This is a genomic window from Moritella sp. PE36, assembly GCF_000170855.1.
Taxonomy (GTDB): Bacteria; Pseudomonadota; Gammaproteobacteria; order Enterobacterales; family Moritellaceae; genus Moritella.
Genome location: NZ_ABCQ01000004.1, coordinates 39,046 through 60,604 on the forward strand (window position 1 = coordinate 39,046; position 21,559 = coordinate 60,604).

Consider the following 21,559-nt stretch of genomic DNA (forward strand, 5'->3'; position numbering starts at 1 on the left):
CGACATCACCGAAACCGGATGATGTAGTGGCTAAGTAATACTGTTCGCGGCTTTCGAATCACTCCTGTTAATTATGCTGTATGAGAAACAGATATACTTATATTATGAATGAGTAGAAGCCCTAACTCACTTAGGGGCAGAATCGAGTTGAAGTGATTATAAAACCGATAGTGATTGGTGTAGTTGGGATTGAGGCACTTGTGGTACAAAGCCCCTTACAAAACTACAAATCAGTGGCCAATATTACTTAACCTCAACAGCCTGATCACCGTTCAGGGTATTGGCTTTTGTTATAAATTTTTCAGGTAAGCCACTCCGCCTAATGATCGCACCGAGTTTTGAATTTGTGCCGCACGGTTTAGCACATAGGAAGAAGGGGCTGCAGCAGACATTCGCTTTGGGTTGGGTAATACGGCAGCTAACAAAGCGGCCTGATAAGCACTTATTTGTGCGGGTGACCGGGCAAATAATTTGCGACTCGCCGCTCCTACCCCATATACTCCAGGTGCAAATTCAACCACATTAAGATAAATCTCTAAGATTCTACGTTTCGGCAGAAACACCTCTATCAAGATCGTGAAGTATGCTTCTAACCCTTTTCTAAGTAAGCTTCGTCCGGGCCACAAATAAAGATTTTTAACCAATTGTTGGCTAATGGTGCTCGCTCCGCGCGTTTGTTCACGGTTTTCAGTTAATGCTTTATAAAGAGAGTCAAAATCAAAACCAAAATGGTCTGGAAATTTCTGATCTTCCGATGCAACGATCGCAATTGGCAGCGTTTTAGCAATGTTTTCGTAGGGTACCCAATCTAAAGGGATTATTTTTTTATCGGCAATGCTCTCTTGAATAATGAAGGTGGTAGTAAAAGGATTTAACCAACGCAAAGGTAGGGTCAGCATGATACTCGCCATAAACAAGCTGGAGAAAGTAATCACAGCATAACCTAATATGCGCTTTTTCAAACTCTTCTGATGAGCCGTTTTGTTTTTTTTCATTGTTAATAATCTAAGAAAAAATTAGTTCTATTATAGCAACATTTTTTATTTTGCATGATTAAATCAGTGAGGTTGAAGGGGAAGTGAATAAATATCACTTAACCAATACAGGTTACAGAGGCCCGTTAATGTAGGATTTATTTCAAATAAATAGCGCAAAAAAAACCAGCGGTCAGTACTTTTTTATTAAATAGTAAAAGTACATCATCCACTGGCTATAGTTATAGATTTTGTTATATAAGAACCATTAAAAGGTTAGCTAACCCTACCCTTTCACACCACCTGACGTGAGGCCGCCAACTAACCAGCGTTGGGCAATTAAGAATACCGCTGTGATAGGTAATGCCGACAACACAGCTGCCGCGGCAAAGTCACCCCACAGATAATTTTGTGGATACAGATACTGTTGCATGCCTACTGCTAAGGTATAGTTATTCACGTCAGACAATAATAGCGAGGCTACTGGTACTTCGGTTACCGCAGCGATGAACGCGAGGATAAAGACTACCGCCAGTATTGGCACCGAAAGTGGTAACAACACCAAACGGAATGCTTGCCAAGGCGTAGCGCCATCCAATGCAGCCGCTTCTTCTAATGAACCATCTATCGATTCAAAGTAACCTTTAATCGTCCATACATGCAGGGCAATGCCGCCCAGATAAGCAAAGATCAGACCGCCGTGGGTATTCAGCCCCAAGAACGGCACATACTGCCCTAATTTATCAAACAAGGCATACAAAGCGACCAAAGCTAATACTGCTGGGAACATCTGGAAGATCATCATCGCTTTTAAGATGGTGTCTTTACCACCGAAACGTAAACGTGCAAATGCATACGCAGACGTGGTCGACAGCGCTACAATCATCACCGACGATATCGCCGCTACTTTTACCGAGTTCCACAACCACAACAACACTGGGAATGGCGGCGGGGTAATACTGCCATCCGCATTCGTTACCGAGAAACCTAACGCTAAACGCCAGTGATCTAATGTCGGTGATGTCGGAATAATGCCACCCGTCGCAAAGTTGCCTTCACGTAACGAAATTGCCACGACCATAACCAATGGGAAAATAATCACCACCAGCAGCGCACACAGTGCCAAGTGAGCAGCCCACACCCGATATTTTAATGATTTCCCTTGTACCATAGCCATACTGTTACTCCTCGATTTACTTTAGGTAATTGTTGTAGATAATTGCTGTGGATTACTTTTCTGACAACTTGGTGAAACGTAAGTTAAAGAGCGCTAAACCACCCACTAACAAGAAGATAAGCGTCGTAATTGCACTGGCTAAGCCAAAGTCTTGGCCACCAGCACCTTCAAAGGCAATGCGATAGGTGTAGTTAACTAACAAGTCGGTATAACCCGCTGGTTCACTGGTACCTATCATGTTTGGTCCGCCCTGCGTTAACAGCTGGATCAGTACAAAGTTATTAAAGTTAAACGAGAAGCTGGCAATCATTAACGGCATTAATGGTTTCATCATCATCGGGAACGTAATGTTCTTGAAGTTTTGCAGCGGACCAGCACCATCCAATGCCGATGCTTCATATAAATCATCCGGGATTGATTTCAACATACCCATGCTTAAGATCATCATGTACGGGAAACCTAACCAAATATTAACCATCAATACCATGGCTTTAGCCGAGATTGGATCAGAGAACCAACTTGGTGACAAACCAAACATGGCTTCTAACACCATATTAATTTCACCGAAGCTTTGGTTAAATAGCCCTTTGAAGATCAAGATAGAAATAAATGACGGTACGGCATAAGGTAAAATTAACAGCATGCGATAAATAGCGCGGCCACGTAATGCTTCCCACTGCACGATACTCGCCAGTACCAACCCGATGATCACAGTGGCTACCACAGATAACCCAGAGAAAATTATCGTCCAAAAGAAAATGTTAATGAAGGGTTCTTTAATACCATCATCTTGCCAAATACGCTCAAAGTTGGCGGTACCAATCACCACCGTAAAACCAGGCGATATCGGGTCGCCAATATAGTTACCTTCGGCATCAATAGTTTGATAAAAACCAGTTTCCACATTTGGAATAAGCACCGTTTTATCTTGGTTATTAATTAACGTAGTACCGTCTTTCTCGACACTGTAAAGCGGCTGTACGGCGGCAAATTTACGTAACCCGCTCATGCGAATTTCATTACCATTAGGTAATACCAAGTCCACCGTATTTAACGTCGCGCGGTTTTTAATAATTTCTTTTATTTTCGCTTTGCTACCAACAACGTCATCTGTCGCGGTTAGCACTAAACGTCGGTTTTCTGGCTGAGTTAAATTAATCTCATCGGTGACTAATAACTGCGCACCGTCTTTAATCGCAAGGCGATAGCCATTTTCACTGCGATACAAATCGAATTTATAACTGTCACCACTTTGATAGGTACTATCTAGCAACACCGATTGGGCCCGTTCAAACGACAACTGGTTTTTGGCACTGTAATTGGTAAACGCGATACCCACCGTATACACCAGCGGGAAAATAATGAATAAGATCATACCCGCGACACCCGGATAAATATAACGGTGTGCGTAGGTCTTTTTACTACCAAAAATATACAAAGCTAACGAGGTTAAAATCAACGTTAATACCGCAAATGACGTCTCACCGCGTGAGTACATCAATACTGACGCATAACCATTCATTAACCCAATCAGTGTGAGGGTGCACCATTTGATAAAATGCGGAGAAATAAATCGAGAATTGACTTGGTCGGGAGTCTGTTGAGAGTCTGGTGTATCACCCAGAATTTCAGCTACTTTAACAGTCTGCATGGAAGAACCTACCTAATAAACAGCAAGAGGAGAGATAACCTCCCCTCATATCTTATTACTTAACTATTAATAAAACAGAAAGTACTAAAACGGATAAACGTTATTTCGTCATCTGTTTTTCTGCATCACTTAATGCCGCATCAATCGATTGACGACCATCAACAATATTAATGATGGCATTTTTAGTCGCGCCCCAGAATGCATTCATTTGTGGGATGTTCGGCATGATCTCACCATTCATCGCATTACCCATCGTCGCTGCAATACGGCTATCACTCGCCAGTTGTTGCTGAAATGATGTCAGCGCAACCGCGCCCAATGGTTTGTCGTTATTCACTTTAGCCAAACCTTCATTGGTCAGTAAATAATTTTCGATAAATTCAACCGCTAAATCTTTATTTGGTGACGCAGTACTGATACCCGCGGTTAATATCCCGACAAACGGTTTCGAATGCTGGCCATTAAATTTCGGTAACTCAACGACGCCATAATTAATCTCAGATTTGTCTATGTTGCCCCATGACCACGGACCATTGATCGTCATCGCCACATTACCTTTGATAAACTCAGACTCTGATACCGAGTAATCCATATCGGGTGAAATGACGTTATCTGCTAATAGTTTTTGTACTAACTGCATACTGCTTTTAACGCCCGCATTATTCACGCCAGCGTCTTTAACATCATAACCGCTGGCATTGGCTTTAAATGCATAACCACCGTCAGCCGCCATGAGTGGCCAAGTGAAGTACGGTTCTTTTAGATTCCACATAATTGCCGACTTGCCCTGGGTTTTAAGCTGCTTGTCTAATGCCGCTATGTCTTCCCAGTTCTTTGGCGGTGTTTTAATTAAGTCTTTATTATAGATAAGTGAGAGTGATTCAACCGCAACTGGATAGCCGATGTATTTACCTTTGTATTTTACCGCATCCCAAGTAAAGTCAATCATGCTGTCTTTTAACTCTTTAGATGGTTTAACCTCAGCTAATAAACCGGCTTGAGCATAACCACCAAACCGGTCATGTGCCCAAAATATGATATCTGGACCATCACCTGTTGCAGCGACTTGTGGGAACTTGTCTTGTAAGCTGTCTGGATGTGCAACAGTTACCTTAATGCCGGTATCAGCTTCAAACAGCTTACCGACTTCAGCAAGACCGTTGTAACCTTTATCACCGTTAATCCAAATCGTTAACTGGCCTTCTTCAATAGCAGCAAAGGCAGAAAAAGAGTTCATTGCAGTTAGTAGTGCTACCGCCGTTAAGGTTTTTCTCATCACTTATATCCTTATTAAATTAGCTTTCAAACTTACCAGACAAGTTGTCTGCGTTGGAGGGTATAGTCATACAAAAAGCCATTGCCTACATCATCCTTTATCCTACGCCTAGCTCCCGCAAAGCCAAAAGCGTGAACTTGAACAATATATTTTACTTAGTTGATTAATAAAGGCGATAAAAATGCGATGGCTCGCACACTAATCAGTGATTAAATACCTATTTAGAGCGATAATAAAGCAACAATAAATAAAATGTGATCCATGCACTCCTCCCATCTTCTCCACCCTAAAAGTTTTTGCCAAGGATGATGCAGTGTAAGGGCATATAAAACACACTATCAACATCGAAGAATGCTGTATAAGATATTCTAATTAATCATAAAAAAGGACTCGCGAGATGGCAAGTGTCACGTTAAACAATGTATGTAAAGCCTATGATGATGTACTTATTTCTGAAAACATAAATCTCGAAATAAATGATGGTGAATTTGTTGTTTTCGTGGGTCCATCAGGTTGCGGTAAGTCAACCTTGTTACGCTGTATTGCCGGGCTTGAAGATATCACATCAGGTGATCTATTTATTGGCGGTAAACGCATGAATGATGTCGAACCCTCAAAACGTGGAGTCGGTATGGTATTCCAATCTTATGCACTTTACCCCCACTTAGATTTAACCGATAACATGTCATTTGGCTTAAAATTAGCAAAAGCAGATAAGCAGTTAATCAAAGATCGGGTGAAACATGCGGCCGATATTCTGCAGCTAACACCATTACTCGATCGCAAACCTAAATCGTTATCCGGTGGTCAACGTCAACGCGTCGCGATTGGCCGAACCTTAGTATCACAACCGAAAGTATTTTTATTAGATGAACCGCTGTCAAATTTGGATGCTGCATTGCGGGTAAAAATGCGCATTGAATTAGCCAAGCTACACAAGCAATTGGGCTGTACGATGATCTACGTAACCCATGATCAAGTTGAAGCGATGACCATGGCCGATAAGATCGTGGTACTCGATGGTGGTAATGTGGCACAATTTGGCGCACCGTTAGATATTTATCATTATCCTAAAAATTTGTTTGTGGCCGGTTTTATTGGTTCACCAAAAATGAACTTCATTAACGTGCATATCCAAGCGGTAGAAGCAGAGCGTGTTGAAGTACTGTTACCTAATTGCCAGAGTGTTTGGATCCCTGTTGATGGTAAAACGGTTAATGCAGGAGATGAAATGACGTTAGGTATTCGCCCAGAACATTTAGTACCAACTGAACACGCAGATATCGTGATTACGGGTGAAACTATTGTAGTAGAAAAACTGGGTAATGAAACACAAGTCTATTTGCACATTGAAGGCAGTGACGAAGATGTTATTTATCGCGTTGCTGATACACTATCCATTGATGCTGGTGAGAAATTGGATATTGGTATTCCAGCACACCGTTGCCATTTGTTCCACAAAGATGGTTTGGCGTGCCAGCGTTTGCACAAAGAAACGACGCGTTAATAGCTCACAACGCTCTATAAACGAGTTAGCTAGCCTAGCTAACTCGACATTGCCCCAAGTTGTACGTTACTCAGTTAGGCATAATGCTGGGGGATTCTAAAGAGTTAAACCTTAAGGCACAAGGTATTAACAACGAATTGAAATCCATTTTTACCTTTATTTTTTACTTGATACATGGCTTTATCTGCTTGAGATATTAATTCTTTTGGGATTAATGTATGGTCAGGGAAAAATGAAATCCCAATAGATGCACTCAAATTGACACTTAAATTATTTATCATTACAGGTTGGTTTAAAGATACTCGTAATCTCTTTGCTACCTTTTCAATACTGCGAATATCTCTAACATCAGTAAGCAAAACCACAAACTCATCGCCACCATAGCGAGCCGCAGTATCTGTAGATCTCAAACAACAAGATATACGTTTAGCTTGCTCTATAAGGACTTGGTCACCAAAATCATGCCCCATTTTATCATTAATAAACTTGAAACCGTCGAGGTCAATAAAAAGTATTGCCACTTTAGTATCTTCTATTTCTGCCCTCGCACATGCTTGTTTTAACCTGCCAAATAGGAGATACCGATTAGCAAGTTGGGTTAACTGATCGTGATTAGCAAGGTAAGTGATCTTTTCTTCAGATTCCCGACGTTCTTTAATCTCTTTTTCTAGGTATTGTGTGCGTTTAGACACTATTGTTTCCAACATAACGCTATGTTGGCTGAGGGCTTGCTCGGCAACTTTGCTCTCGGTGATATCAATTGAAGAAATAATTAAGTAGTCTACATTTGCGTTACTATCAAGTACTGGTGTAATGGTTGAATGATACCATATACGCACATTTTCGAGGTTTGTTATCGGACTCTCTTGTGTAACAACCTGCTTTGTCGCTATCGCTTTATTCATGCACTTAGTCATTGTACGTTTAAAGCTTTCAGGATAAAAACTGAACGGATAAGGTTTACCATAATACTTTTCAACGTCATCAATTTTTAACGCGTTAACTCCCGCTGCATTCATATATTTCAAATTAAAATCAAGGTCAACGGCCTTGTTGCAAACAGGCGTACTTTCAAGCCAAACTAAATGCTCCTCACTCATTATTGGTGGTGGAGAAGCCTGTTGACGCTGGATTTCTAACTCTTGCACTCGAGACAAAAGTTGCTCATAAGTCGGTTTAGTATTCACAAAGGAACCCCCTATCCTTCAAATCAACTTCACAGCCATCCTACGTGAAGCACTTGTCACTAACTATAAAACATAACTTATTAACAATTTAATAACAAGTCATTGTTCCGCTATCGGCACACATCGTCATAAAGTTGATCGGCGAGCGGCATATTAGTTGTAGTTCGGACTGCTCCGTCAAATTTTAGGAACCGTATTTTTGGGAGCAATTTTGAACTTGCATACTTGCGGTATTGTGAATTTTTAAGGTACTCTTTCGTATGCGATTAAGACCAGTCGAGTGCGCACAGCGGAAGTGTTGTGGTTATGCAGTAACGTCAGAGGTAAGAATGAACGTTGAATATATGAAAGGATTTCTATTAACCGCTTTTGGCGTGCTCATACTTAGCTTCGACGCGCTGATGATCCGCTTAATTGAAGCTCATTCCTTCGACCTGCTGTTCTGGCGCGGGTTATTACTCAGTCTGGTCGCTGCAGTCTGGTGCCGATACAGCATGCCTAAGCAAGCCATGTTCTGCTTTGATGCCCCTTTTATCCGCTCATCACTGCTATTTGTTATTAGCACCATTAGTTTTGTGTGCGCAGTTAACCTCACCTCAGTCGCTAATGTGTTGGTGATTATAAGTGCACAACCCTTGTTTTCCGCGGTGATGGCGAGAGTATTTTATGGTGAAAAGTCACCTCTCGTCACCTGGATAGCCATTGTTATCTCGATGCTAGGCGTATCTTGGGTGCTGGCAGGCTCTTGGCAAAGCCCCAATTTGATAGGCGATCTGCTCGCGCTACTGTGTGGTATTACACTCGCAGCCAAGTTTGTGAACGACCGCGCTGTGAGTCATCGCAATATGACCCCTGTGCTGATTTCAGCCAGTATTATGATCGCCGCCATCAGCGTAGTCGCAGGCGATCCCATGGCATTGCAAGGAAACAGTTGGGGTTGGATGCTGCTCTATTGTCTCGTCGTGATCCCGTTGGCGTTTATCTTGATTAGTATCGGGCCTATGCGGATCCCCGCAGCAGAGGTCGGCATGCTGATGCTGTTGGAAACGGCTGCAGGACCGCTTTGGATCTGGCTAGTGTTAAACGAAGTCCCCAGCACAAAAGCACTTCAGGGTGGCAGTGTCGTTATCGCCACCTTGCTAATACACGGCCTAATTAGGTGGAGAAGTAATAAAGTTAGAATTAAAGCTACTGCATAGGTTTTTATACCGTGACCAATGTAAATTGAAGGACTATTATTTTTATCTAAAATAGGCACAGTAAGTGATGAAACTCATACAACTAAATGACATCCAGATTAAAATGCTTATCCAGTCTGGTGATAAGCCTAAAGATCTTACGTTTATTGAGCGTTCTATTCCACCTATACATGTTTTGGTTCGCTCAATGGATCTTCGCCATAATCGAGTAGACGTGATCTGGGCGTTGCCTTATTTCATCCGAACACACTCTCAAATTATTGGTGCCTGTGGTTTCAAGGACGCCCCAAAAAACAGTTGTATTGAAATTGGCTATAATGTGGCACCTGATGCCCAAGGTTTGGGCATCGCAACTTCCGCGGTTAAACAACTCAGCCAAATTGCATTTGACTCTGCTTTAGTTGATACGGTTATTGCTCTGATTGCTTCAGATAACAAAGCCTCACTAAATGTCGTTCAAAAAAATGGATTTTCATTCAAAGAATTTATCGTTGACTTCGATGGTGAACAATTAGAATCCTGGGAATTGAATAAAGGTGTTCGTTAATAGGGCGTAACCCCATTCGAACAACAAAAAAACACCTAACAGCTTTCACCGTTAGGCATCTTTATGATTCGGGGTTTTTGCTGCAAACAAAAATGACTCCCCTTTAACTATCTTGCTTGCTACTTATGCACGCTGCATACAAGGTATTAGAACCAAGCTTCAACTTGCATACCTATAGTATAGTCGCTATCGCCTTTACTTGAGCCCATAGTTGTACCTTCGTCATCAGTTAAATATGACGCAAATACTCGTAGTTCAGGTCGAGCCCAGAAACTGTCGCCCATTGACCATGCTTGAGCGATAGTCACTTTGCTGCCGCCTTTATCTTCTGTACCTTTAGATTCAGAAAACACACCTAGTTCCAAAATGGTTTTCATGTTCTGGTTCCATTTGTACATAGGACGAACTACAGCACTGAATAGCTCATGCTCTTCTTCTGCTAAACCTACATCAGCAGAATTTGCATACATTAATTGATGGCCAACTTCGATGTTATCGCCAAAGCTCACCACGCCCCAGTTAATTACACGATAACCCGTAGCATCATTCTGTTCACCAGAACGGTCAAACCATGCTCCCGCACCTAGCGCAGCCATTTGCGTACCGTAAGAACTGGTACCATATTGCAATACAGTTTGGTTAAAGCCGTTGCTTAAGCCCTGCTGTAAAATGGCTGTTAACATCACACCATCATCAGCTTTAACGGTTTGATTTTCTTTTTCATTAGCAAAGTTATATACCGCAGCAACTTCTAACGTCGCATTGTTCCATAGGTTGATACCCGCATAACGTGCATCAAAGATATGGCCATTTACCGACTCTGATTTTTTACCAATCACGCCCCATGTAGGTGCTGTAACACCGTCTGGATTATGGATGTAACCATATTCATCTTCATCAGTCTTTTGATTACCATCATCTAACATCCACGCCAGTGATAATTTACCAGGGCCAACACTTAAGTTTTCAATACCACCACCAGCACCACCAGATGTATTTAAGAAGTAGAAATCGGTAATATGAATATCTTTACGTTGGTAGTAACGTTTACCCGCCCACATTGTTGCTTCTTTATCACTAGCAATCAGGCCTGTTGCTTGCACGTTAAATTGCGCAACGTTAAAGTCACCATCTTCCCAACCATTATTACCTGAGTTGCCTTGCGCTATCATCGCGTCAACAACCCATTTTTGATCTTCCATACCCTCTATTTTTGGTAATTCTTGGCGGAAACCAAACTCTGCGTACAGGTCATTTTCATTACCTAAACGACCAATCTTATTTTTTTCAAACGAGTAATTTTCACCATTGTTACCGCTAAGTCCAGTGCCAGCTCGCATATAGCCATTAAAATCAACAGCGCCAACAGCAGAAGTAAGTAAGGCAGCAGATACAGCAATTGCAACACGATTTAAATTTTTCATATATTCTAAATCCTTGAAAGAGTTTGGTTTCATTTTTTTAAGGCGGTGGTCTCATTGCTCACTGCCTCGAAGACAAATTCATACTAAGATGTTTTAAAATAATCGACCTCCTCCACCCCCGGTTAATTTAAGGAGGATGAAAAAGGCTGAGAAAACCGTAAGCGGGATTTTTTATGAGTCAGATCACTTAACTAGGGCGTATTTAGGCAATGGTTAAACGCAAGGGGGAAATGTAGTGTTAGCTCGATCATGTTTTGCGGCATAAAAGCGTATTTTAGTCATCAGAACAACCTAAAATGACCCAAATTTACAAGTGTGATCTAGCCAGCAAACTCCAGTATTAATGTATAAATACTGACGTGGTGAATGAACTTATCCCTAACTGACGACTACACCAAGAAAATCCACGCATCTGCAAATTGATTCTTATTATGCTTTGCAATTTGCAAATCCATCTAAAGAAATCACATTAAATCATTGTTTATACGGTAAATAGCAATTGGCTTAAAATATGCATTGCAACTTAAGTACATAGCAAAATGCATTTCCAAGGACTGAGGAATGAACATATGATCAAATTTTCCTATCTACGTTATATATTCGTCTCGTTATTACTCTATGTAACGACTCCTCACTTGCTCTATGCTGCGCCTTTTGACCTCTGCCCTACCGAGGCATTTCTATCTCAATACACCAATAACGCTACCCATTATAAGTCAGTAGATTTATCCACAGGTGCAGTGAGCACAATACAAATTGACGATAACTTAGGCTCAGATTCAGTTAATGCCATTGCCTTCAATGAAACCGATCGCTACATTTACGGATTTAATAAGCAACTACTTTCTTTAGTCAGATTTGACCGTGATTTTAAAGCCACCGTATTACCGTTTAAAAATCCGCCTACTAACAATTTTTATGTCGCTGATATTTCCAATAATAACTATTATTTTTACCGCTGGAATGTTGGTCTTTTCTATACGTCGTTGGATGCCAGCGATCCCGACTACCTCACCATCATACAAGTAACCGGGGCTAATCAAAGCATGGGCATTGCCGACTTTGCCTTTCATCCTATCGACGGCAACTTATATGCGGTTGAAAGTTTGACAGGCGATCTATATCAAATAAACCCAACAGATGGGTCTGCAATTGTCGTCGCTAATACCGGATTCACCGCTTCCGGCAGTGCGTTTGGTGCCGCTTATTTCGATATTTTAGGTAACCTTTATTTTGTCCGCAACAATGACGGTAATGTTTATCGTACCGATATTACTGATCCGAATAATATTTCGGGTGCGACCGTGTATTTTGCCCAAGCAGCTCCGACCAACAGTAATGACGGAGCTCGCTGTGCCAGTGCCCCGGTGATCTCTTCTAATACCGATTATGGGGATGCGCCAGACTCTTACGGCACCACACTGGCAAATAATGGTGCCCGCCATTTGATTAACTATCACAACCACTTTTTAGGCTCGAGTATTGATGCCGAATCCGATGCGAGAATTTATCCGAGTTCAGATGAAAGTGTCAGTATTAAGGATGAAGACGGAATCATATTTAAAACCAGCCTGATCCCAGGTTTAGACGCTCAAGTCAATGTGGTCGTTGGTGGTGAAGCAACGAGTTACCTCAATGCCTGGTTTGACTGGAATCGTGATGGTGACTTCAATGATGCCAACGAACGAGCCATCAGTGGTTTACAACTATTACCTGGTAGTCATGATGTGCTGTTTCGAGTACCGGATGGTGCCACTCCTGGCGCAAGCTGGTCACGCTTTCGCCTCGGCAGTATCGCGGATATAAGTAATAATGGCGGTTATGTTTATGGCGAAGTCGAAGATTATCAAATCAACATCACAACAGCCAATACCACCTATTTGTATTATCCAAGTAAATATGATTTTGTTACCATCGCGTACGAAGATATGTGGCCAGAAATCGGGGATTATGATTTTAATGATGTATTGATGTACTATCGCGTCACACTCGTCATGCAAAACAGTAAAGTTGCTAGAATAGATGTGTCAGGGCAACTCGCCGCCTACGGTGCTGATTATTCCAATGGTTTTGCGATAAAATTACCTGGGATAGCACGTTCACAAATAAATGAAGGTCTTATTAAACTCCGTCATAATGGCCTAGTATTACAAGATGAAGCACCATTAGAACAAGGTCAAACTAATGCTGTTGTGATCATTACAGAAAACCTCAAACATACTTTTCTAAAAAGTAATTGTGGGTTAAGTTTTTATCGCACTGAGCTTGGTTGTGCAAATAACGATCTGTTCACATTTGATATTACCATCCCATTCATCACACCTATCAATTTCTCAGCTATGCCAGCTATGCCATTAGACCCGTTCATCTTTGGTAGTGAAAATCGCAGTCGTAATGATTTCTACGGCAGTACCATGCCTGGTCGCGCTTTTGAAGTTCATTTAGCTGATATGCCCGTTACCGATCTTGGTAGTACCAGCTATTTTGGCCAGCATGATGATCGCTCACTACCACCATCACGAACTTACAGAGATAAGCGTAATTTACCTTGGGCGATAGAAGTCGGCAGTCAGTGGACTCCTGCCTATGAAGGTACGGATATTTCCATTGCTTATCCAGAGTTTATTAACTTCATTCTCAGTGATGGACAGCTAAATACCAATTGGTTCAATCACCCGATCACAAATAAAACGTATCAGTAGGTATCGCTATGACATTTAAACAAAAAATATTCATCTGCACGGTTATTTGCATGTCTATTTCGGCATGTGGCGGCAGCGATTCACCATCTGGAAACTCTAGCACGCCATCAGGCAATCCGGCAGCGACTACAGTGGACGGTGCTAAGCAAGAACTGACCCAGGATGAAGACAGCTTTATTCCAACAGCAAGCAACGACAACAGCTTACAAAATATCAATGCATCAAGTGCCTTGAACTATCAAGCATCAACCACTATGCAATTACAGATAGATTCAAATAGTGCTCAACCTTGTAATATAAATATTTACAAACAATACGATAAATTTTTAGGCCCGGTGTTTGCTCCAAATCCCGATAGCCAGGTCATACAAATAAATTCTGATACTTGTAGTTATTCAGGCCCCATTTATATTTTAAACCAACAACAAAGGCTATTAGCTGAAGTTGTGTCATTACAGCATGCAACGACCAGTTACCATGAAATCATCATCTCCAGCAATACCATTACCCTTCGCCTTAATTAGCAGAACCTTAATGAGTGAAAAGTCTATCTTTGTATGGACTTTTTCATTCCACAATAAGCCACAAGCACATATATACCCAAGTTACTTCAAGATGCTATATCAGAGACTAGCTGGGATGTCAGAGCAAGGCACAAGATGCAGATAATGGTTATTCCATTTTCAAATATTGTAACGCTGCACTGTTATTCCAGCTAGCCTCCCGTAGGGCAAACCGAATGAATGAATTTCCGGCGTTATGAACTCTTGATTTAGAATAACTAAATCATCGACTTCATGCCTTGAATCTCCGCTCCTTTCGATTTGCTGATTGTGCATTTTGAAGTAGCTTGGGTATAATCATCTTGATTCTCTCATTCAAAGGTCACTTAAATGCGTTTAACCATTTTCCATAAATTGTTTATCTCGTTAATGCTCATTAGCATGCTGATGATGGTCGGCATGGCATTACTGATCAACAATAGCTTTCAAAATGGCTTTCAAAGCTATCTTAATCAAAGTGAAGTCGAAAAAGTCGAGTCGATGGCTGAAGATATCAGTGACTATTATTCATCAGACCAGGGTTGGCGCCAGCTACAACAGCAACCAGAATTATGGGACAGACTCTTACGAAATATTGGTGAATATCCCCGAAGACCCAAGGATCACTCCGGTCCGACATCCAGAAAAAGCCGACCTGATTACAACCGACTCGAAGCACGGCTTAATTTATTAGATAAAGATGAAAATTCCATTATTGGCAAGCGTAAGAATTTACGTCGTTTACATGCCAACATACAAATCACCAAGGTTGCGATCACCAAAAATGAACAAACAATTGGCTGGTTATCCATTATTCAAAGAGAAAATATTAAAGGTCATTTAGCCGAACGCTTCCTGCGCCAACAGTTGGACAATTTTTATTGGATTGCAGCTTGGGCAGCCCTGTTTTCATTTATTGTTGCTGCGTTATTGGTTCGTCACCTTTTAAAACCTTTAAAAAGCTTACACTCTGCAGCAAAATCACTGTCTAATGGTAATTTTAATTATCACATTGATGTGCGCGGTAAAGATGAACTCGCTGAACTATCCCTCGCATTTAATTTATTAACCTCCACCTTAAAGACTCAGAAATTATCACGAGAGCAATGGCTCGCCGATATTTCTCATGAACTGCGAACCCCGATTGCGGTCTTGCTCAGTGAAATTGAAGCCATTGAAGACGGTATCCGCCAACCAGAGCCAAAATATATTAGGTCATTACACGATCAAGTCATTACTCTCACCCGCTTAGTTGATGACTTATATTCATTATCTCAATCAGACAGTGGTATCCTTATCGACACATCACATACTGTCGATATCACTAATATTATCAATAATATTGCCAATCAAAACGAAGTGCGTTTGACGGATAAACATATTGCCATTCAACGTTTATACGATCACAGTCAACCGACACTATTAAAAGCGGATGCTAAATCATTGGCCCAACTTATCGGCAACCTATTCGAAAACAGCTATCGTTACACAGATAAAAATGGGCAAATACAAATTAACTTACAACAAACTAATGACCATATATTATTAACCATTGAAGATAGTGCACCCGCGGTGCCTGAAGATGCATTACCTAAACTGTTTGATCGCTTATACCGCGTAGACAAATCCCGCAGTCGTGCTAATGGTGGTTCCGGTTTGGGTTTATCTATTTGTGAAAACATCGTCAAGATGCATAATGGCAAAATCAGTGCACAGCATTCCGAACTTGGCGGTTTAAAAATTGCTATATCACTTCCAATTAAGGACGATTAATCCATGACACAGCCAGCAAAAACAATACTCGTGGTTGAAGATGAGCCGTCACTGGCCATCGTTTTATGTGAATACCTTGCTCAGGCCGGATTTCAAACCCACATCATTGATAATGGCCTTGAGGTAATTGACTGGGTGAAGCAAAAACATCCTGACCTGCTTATTCTCGATTTAATGCTGCCTAATCGTGATGGCCTCGATATCTATCGTGAATTACGTACCTTTAGCCAAGTACCCGTTGTTATGGCGACCGCCCGTGTCGATGAAATTGACCGCTTATTAGGGCTTGAGCTGGGTGCTGATGATTATATCTGCAAGCCATACAGCCCTCGAGAAGTCGTCGCTCGCATCAAAAATGTATTACGCCGAACAGTCGAGGTGGCGGCATCATCACCACAACATGGGCTGACGATTAATGATAAACAAATGAAAGCCACATTTGACAGTAACGAACTCACCTTAACACCCGCCGAATTTCGTCTGTTAAGCTTCTTTAATCACCATCCCGGCCAAGTATTTAACCGAGACCAACTGATGCAAGAGATTTATGCTGACCATCGTTTAGTTACCGACCGCACCATTGATAGTCACATCAAAAACTTACGTAAAAAATTACAAGATGTAGCGCCTGATAATGAATACATAAAATCCATTTACGGGGTTGGTTACAGATTCACCCTATAATTATGTCTTTTTTTTAAATTATGCTTAATCTCCACATTTTCTCCATAATTCCTGCGCATTTGTTGCTTATAGTTACTCCATCAACAGGTTAACTCACGGTGAGTTAATCTTGTTAAGCTAACAACAAGCAACAAAGTGAGAGCATGATGAAAAAGATATTATTTATTACCGCAGCCTTATTAACAGCGATGACAACCACTACATTTGCTTATGCAGATAGTGACCACAAACAACGCAATCATGTGTCTTTTGAACAAATGGACACCAACCAAGATGGCAAAATTGCTAAAAATGAAGCAACCGGTCGTTTAGCCGAAAATTTTGATAAATACGATACTGATAACGACGGTTTCATTACCAAAGCGGAGTTGCCAAACAAAGGTCGACATCATAAAGGCAAGATGTTTGCAAAGATGGACACTGACAATGATGGTAAAATTTCAAAAGATGAAGCAACCGGTCGTTTAGCCGAAAACTTTGATAAATACGATACTGACAACGACGGTTTCATTACCAAAGCGGATATGCCAAACAAAGGTCGACATCATAAAGGTAAAATGTTCAAAAAAATGGACACCGACAATGATGGTCAAATATCTAAACAAGAAATGAATCAACACTTTGATAAACTAGATACGAATGGTGATGGTTTCATTTCTAAAGATGAATTAATGAAAAAGCATAAGCAAGGCTAATACAATATCGAAATAGCGTCTTGTTCCGAGATAAAATAAAGGGTGGCCACCGCCACCCTAGTCTTTATCAGATCACGTGCTCAATTAACCAAACTATGCGGCTTTATCCTCAGTAACTTATTTTGGTGACCATTTTTCTTCATGAATAGCAGCATCAATATCACGACGTGGTAACCAACCTAACTTTTCGAGTTCTGGTTTATCATTAAAGTGAGTGACATAACCAACACACAAATAAGCAATAATATTAATCTCTTCAGGAATACCGAGTGCATCTTTCAACACCGAATCATGAATAATACTGACCCAACCAACGCCCAGATTTTCCGCTCGAGCCGCTAACCACAAATTCTGCACAGCACATACCGTACTATACAAATCCATTTCACTATTAATTGTTCGGCCAATAACGGTGGGACCATTACGGCTACGATCGCAAGTAACACAGATCCCCAATGGCGCGTCTAAAATACCTTCTAATTTCAACTTCCGGTATTGCTCCGCTTTTTCATCCGTAAACATCGCGGCAGATTCAGCATGAGCAGACTCAAAGCCAATTTTTATTTTTTCTTTCGTGGCTTTATTCTTAACCAGAATAAAATCCCAGGGCTGCATAAAACCAACACTCGGCGCATGGTGAGCAGCTGTTAATATCCGTTTCAGTACATCATCAGGGATGAGATCAGGTTTAAACTGTCCACGTACATCTCGTCGAGAAAATATAGTTTTATAAACCGCATCTCTTTCATCTTCCGTTATTTTCATTTCGTCTCGATCACGCTAGCAATATAATAATGTATTAATTATCTAATTAAATCACTGAGGAAGTAAAGCCGCAGTTGCCACCGCTTCAGCATGGCTTAGACTGCTCAAACCTGCTAACAAGCCATGTTTACATCATTTTTGAACGCCCATATGAAATAAAATGTTAACTAGATCATGTTTATTCGTGTAAAAGCTCCTTTTACCACCTGAATTACATAAGATGAAGCTAACCAATAAATGTGACCTCGCTAACAAACTGAGTGATTTATGTCTAAACCTTATCCCCTTGGTGCCAACTTGCAATCTGCCAACAGCTTAAAACCACAAGGCTGTAACTTTGCGATATACGCACCAGACTGCAGCAGCTTGCAGCTAGTATTGTTTAATGGCAAAAACCAACGCAGCTTCACCATCGAAAACAAATATGCTGGTATTCATCATATTTTCATTAGCGATATTAATGCCGGGCAAGAATATGGCTTCTCAAGCAATATCGATGGTCAAGATTGGTTGTTACTCGACCCGTATGCCAAAGCCGTCAGCAAAGCCCCTTATTATGAACCACCTTACAGTGCCGATAAAAGCTGGCATCTTACTAAAGCACTCGTCACCGATAATGCATTTGATTGGCAAGGCGTGCCACAACCTGACGTACCACTGGCAGAAACGATCTTATTAGAAACGCATACCAAAGGTTTCAGCCAATTAAATCCCGCAATCACCTCTGCACAGCCGGGTAGCTATCAAGCATTATCAGACCCAGCAAATATTACCTTATTAAAACAACAAGGCATTACCAGTATACAACTGCTACCGATTGCGGTGTGTATGCACGAACCGCACTTATTAAATCAACAAGGGGTGAATTATTGGGGCTACAGTACGCTTGCCTTTATGGCACCCGATCCACGTTATGCCACAGTAGATGCCGTAACAGAATTAAAAACAGCGATCAGAGAATTACATAAAAACGGCATTGAAGTGATCTTAGATGTGGTATTTAACCATACCGCAGAAGGTGGCCAAGATGGGCCAATATTCAATTTAAAAGCGCTCGACCATCGTTATTACTTGCGTGATGAAAACGGTCTACGTAACTACACAGGTTGCGGCAATAGCCTAGACTTGACCCATCAAGCCAGTCTTAATCTAGTCATGGATAGTCTACGTTATTGGGTAACAGAATATCATATTGACGGTTTCCGTTTTGATTTGGCCGCGACACTGGGGCGTAATGGTGATCGCTTTAACCAACAAGCCCCCTTTTTCCACGCGGTTGCGCAAGATCCGATTTTAAAACCGACCAAACTTATTGCTGAACCTTGGGATATTGGCCCTGATGGTTACCAGTTGGGCTATTTCCCCGATGGCTGGAACGAATGTAATGATAAATTCCGCGATACGGTACGCAGCTTTTGGCGTGGCGATCACGGTTACTTAAAAGATTTTGCCACCCGAATCATGGGATCTCGTCACTTCTTTAGTGGCGGACGCTGGCCACACAAACTGCCGGTCAATTATATCGCCTATCATGATGGCTTTACCCTGCAAGATTTAGTGTCTTACAACGACAAGCACAACAGTGCCAACGGCGAAAATAACCGCGATGGTCATGGTGATAACCGCTCGTACAACTGCGGGGTTGAAGGTGACACTGATGATGTTGCAGTGATTGCCTTTCGTGAAAAACAAAAACGTAATCTGATCACCACATTACTGTTTAGTTTTGGTATTCCCCATATATTGGCTGCGGATACTGTGTCTCATACCCAAGGCGGTAACAATAATGCCTACTGTCAGGATAACGAGATAAGCTGGCTAAACTGGCAAATGGACGACGTAAAACAAGAATTTAAAGACTGGTTAAGTAAGATGATCGCAGCACGTAAACAATATATGTTGCCATTCATTAATGCCTTTACTGGTGATGGTCGTAATGATCATCGTATTAGTTGGTATTGCAGTAATGGTGACATGATGCAGCAGCATGACTGGGAACATCAAATCAGTTTAGGCCTGCATCTCGGTCTTGGTACTGATGGCGATGAATTATTGTTGATATTTAACCAAGTCGATACCCCTATCGATTTTAAACTGCCTGATGTACCGCCGACTTGGCATCGTGTTTGTGATACCAGTTCGATGCAGCTTGCACCATTAAATGTAAACGATCACTATCAACTAGCTGGCCGCTCTATGGTAATACTACAACGCAGTGGTGTCGGTGTTATGAATCGTACTGGTACTAGCACTGTCGATACTATCTAATGCCCTAACACGTTTAATTTCTTGGGGGGTAAAATATACCTCCCGCAATTGCGCTATCTCTAGCTGTTGTTGCTCACTGTCGCTATTATAATAAGCACTGTGAGTAGTAATAACAGCGAGTTGTTCTCTGTATTCATCGAGTTTGACTTGCCACTGCTGACGCTGTGCATCCAGCTCAGATAAACGATCGACCACTTCGGGTGAAAATGATTGTTGGGTGAAATCTTGCAGTTCAGTCTGACTTGCCCCTTGTGCTTGCAAGGTCTGATACTGCTCACGATATTGATTTAATTGATTAGCGTTATGCTGTTGCGTCAATAACCAAGCCGGTGCTGTGGTATCTAACTCTGCTTTCGCGGATTGTTTCTCTACTGTACTTAATTCACTATTTTTATTAATACTTGCCACGCTCAACATGTAGGTTTCGTATTCATCTGATTGACCAAAAAAAGCATCTATGACATCAAGGTCTAAATAAGTTACTCGCGCATCTAACACCATTTCGCGAACTTCAATGACATTTTCTAACGCATATTCACCGACATTATCAGGATCGATACCCTGTTCAAATTGCTGCTTGATCGCAGTGACCTCATTAAGATACTGCAAATAACCCGTTAATATCGAGAGAGCCTGAGTCAGCGCAGGATCAACGAGTTGTAACTTTAGGCTATGTTTAATGCGAGCGACAATCATGTCTAAACCTTCTTCACCCATTGCTGAGAGATAAAAGTCGAATAAATGCTGAATTTTTTTATTAATCACCAGCTCACCATCCTCATTAACATCCAGTGTTAGTGGTAATGTTGAACCTAATAATGAACTTGGTAATAACAACGGCACTGCTTGTTGCTGCTGTGTATTTGCAGTAACAACGTCATCGCCCTGATTAACCAAGGCAGCTATCGCTTCAGGTGCTAATGGGTAGCTAACCTGTTGCGGTACGATTATTTTCGGTTCGATTATTAAGGGTTCTATTGTCGGCGCTTGTGTAGCAGCAATGGATTGCGCATCATCCTGCGACAAAAATTGCACACCACCGGCAACGGCAATAACCGCTGATAACGCAGTAACAATAATAAATGATTTTGGTTTCGGTGACATAACCAGGCTCCCTATAACTCACTTCTGCTTATACTAAACACTGTAAATAGCTAATACTGTAAATAATTAAGCACGGTAAATAGT

Annotated in this window: 17 protein-coding genes; 9 read left to right on the forward strand and 8 right to left on the reverse strand. The window is 41.4% G+C overall.

Translation table 11 applies throughout. From position 1 onward, the window contains the following. Positions 1 to 290: 290 nt before the first annotated feature. The 4 genes from mtgA to malE all read right to left on the reverse strand — a co-directional run bounded on the left by mtgA (position 291) and on the right by malE (position 5,078). On the reverse strand, positions 291 to 995 hold the full coding sequence (gene mtgA, locus PE36_RS04120; protein ID WP_006030706.1) for a monofunctional biosynthetic peptidoglycan transglycosylase: 705 nt from the start codon (positions 993 to 995) through the stop codon (positions 291 to 293). Positions 996 to 1,260: 265 nt separating this feature from the next. Beyond that, positions 1,261 to 2,151 carry a maltose ABC transporter permease MalG gene (malG, locus tag PE36_RS04125; RefSeq protein ID WP_006030707.1) on the reverse strand — a complete coding sequence of 297 codons (891 nt, stop codon included), beginning with the start codon at positions 2,149 to 2,151 and terminating at the stop codon, positions 1,261 to 1,263. Positions 2,152 to 2,203: 52 nt separating this feature from the next. Then, on the reverse strand, positions 2,204 to 3,802 hold the full coding sequence (malF, locus tag PE36_RS04130) for a maltose ABC transporter permease MalF (protein ID WP_006030708.1): 1,599 nt from the start codon (positions 3,800 to 3,802) through the stop codon (positions 2,204 to 2,206). Between the two features lie 100 nt (positions 3,803 to 3,902). Next, a complete protein-coding gene (malE, locus tag PE36_RS04135; protein WP_006030709.1) occupies positions 3,903 to 5,078 on the reverse strand; it encodes a maltose/maltodextrin ABC transporter substrate-binding protein MalE in 1,176 nt (391 codons plus the stop codon). A 397-nt stretch (positions 5,079 to 5,475) separates the two neighbouring features. Here malE and malK point away from each other — a divergent pair, with 397 nt between their 5' ends. Further along, entirely contained in the window at positions 5,476 to 6,585 is a 1,110-nt protein-coding gene (malK, locus tag PE36_RS04140; RefSeq protein ID WP_006030710.1) for a maltose/maltodextrin ABC transporter ATP-binding protein MalK, read from the forward strand. A 104-nt stretch (positions 6,586 to 6,689) separates the two neighbouring features. Here the strand turns inward: malK and PE36_RS04145 are convergent, their stop codons facing one another. Beyond that, positions 6,690 to 7,772, reverse strand: coding sequence for a sensor domain-containing diguanylate cyclase (locus PE36_RS04145; RefSeq protein WP_006030711.1), 1,083 nt, complete (start codon positions 7,770 to 7,772; stop codon positions 6,690 to 6,692). A 344-nt stretch (positions 7,773 to 8,116) separates the two neighbouring features. On the opposite strand from PE36_RS04145, the gene PE36_RS04150 reads away from it, so the two are divergent. Together PE36_RS04150 and PE36_RS04155 are read left to right on the forward strand one after the other, a co-directional pair. Further along, positions 8,117 to 8,971, forward strand: a complete 855-nt coding sequence (locus tag PE36_RS04150) for a DMT family transporter (RefSeq protein WP_255348857.1) — start codon at positions 8,117 to 8,119, stop codon at positions 8,969 to 8,971. A gap of 67 nt (positions 8,972 to 9,038) precedes the next feature. Then, the gene (locus tag PE36_RS04155; protein ID WP_006030713.1) at positions 9,039 to 9,518 is read left to right on the forward strand and encodes a GNAT family N-acetyltransferase; all 480 of its coding nucleotides are present in this window, start codon (positions 9,039 to 9,041) and stop codon (positions 9,516 to 9,518) included. 146 nt (positions 9,519 to 9,664) lie between these two features. Here the strand turns inward: PE36_RS04155 and lamB are convergent, their stop codons facing one another. Next, positions 9,665 to 10,942, reverse strand: a complete 1,278-nt coding sequence (lamB, locus tag PE36_RS04160; protein ID WP_043993897.1) for a maltoporin LamB — start codon at positions 10,940 to 10,942, stop codon at positions 9,665 to 9,667. Between the two features lie 569 nt (positions 10,943 to 11,511). Here lamB and PE36_RS04165 point away from each other — a divergent pair. The 5 genes from PE36_RS04165 (at position 11,512) to PE36_RS04185 (ending at position 17,338) form a co-directional block, all read left to right on the forward strand. Beyond that, positions 11,512 to 13,644: an LruC domain-containing protein gene (locus PE36_RS04165; protein WP_043993899.1), complete on the forward strand. Its 2,133-nt coding sequence runs from the start codon at positions 11,512 to 11,514 to the stop codon at positions 13,642 to 13,644. A gap of 8 nt (positions 13,645 to 13,652) precedes the next feature. Then, positions 13,653 to 14,168: a hypothetical protein gene (locus PE36_RS04170; RefSeq protein WP_043993901.1), complete on the forward strand. Its 516-nt coding sequence runs from the start codon at positions 13,653 to 13,655 to the stop codon at positions 14,166 to 14,168. Positions 14,169 to 14,537: 369 nt separating this feature from the next. Continuing rightward, positions 14,538 to 15,959, forward strand: coding sequence for an ATP-binding protein (locus PE36_RS04175; protein ID WP_006030718.1), 1,422 nt, complete (start codon positions 14,538 to 14,540; stop codon positions 15,957 to 15,959). A 3-nt stretch (positions 15,960 to 15,962) separates the two neighbouring features. Next, entirely contained in the window at positions 15,963 to 16,643 is a 681-nt protein-coding gene (locus PE36_RS04180; RefSeq protein ID WP_006030719.1) for a response regulator, read from the forward strand. A 143-nt stretch (positions 16,644 to 16,786) separates the two neighbouring features. Further along, positions 16,787 to 17,338, forward strand: coding sequence for an EF-hand domain-containing protein (locus tag PE36_RS04185; protein WP_006030720.1), 552 nt, complete (start codon positions 16,787 to 16,789; stop codon positions 17,336 to 17,338). A 117-nt stretch (positions 17,339 to 17,455) separates the two neighbouring features. Here PE36_RS04185 and bluB read toward each other — a convergent pair whose 3' ends face one another. Further along, the gene (gene bluB / locus PE36_RS04190; protein ID WP_006030721.1) at positions 17,456 to 18,103 is read right to left on the reverse strand and encodes a 5,6-dimethylbenzimidazole synthase; all 648 of its coding nucleotides are present in this window, start codon (positions 18,101 to 18,103) and stop codon (positions 17,456 to 17,458) included. 267 nt (positions 18,104 to 18,370) lie between these two features. Between bluB and glgX the strand changes: the two genes are divergently transcribed. After that, positions 18,371 to 20,371, forward strand: a complete 2,001-nt coding sequence (glgX, locus tag PE36_RS04195; protein WP_006030722.1) for a glycogen debranching protein GlgX — start codon at positions 18,371 to 18,373, stop codon at positions 20,369 to 20,371. Here glgX and PE36_RS04200 read toward each other — a convergent pair. Then, entirely contained in the window at positions 20,309 to 21,475 is a 1,167-nt protein-coding gene (locus tag PE36_RS04200; RefSeq protein WP_006030723.1) for a lipase secretion chaperone, read from the reverse strand. The genes glgX and PE36_RS04200 overlap by 63 nt on opposite strands. Positions 21,476 to 21,559: the final 84 nt, after the last annotated feature.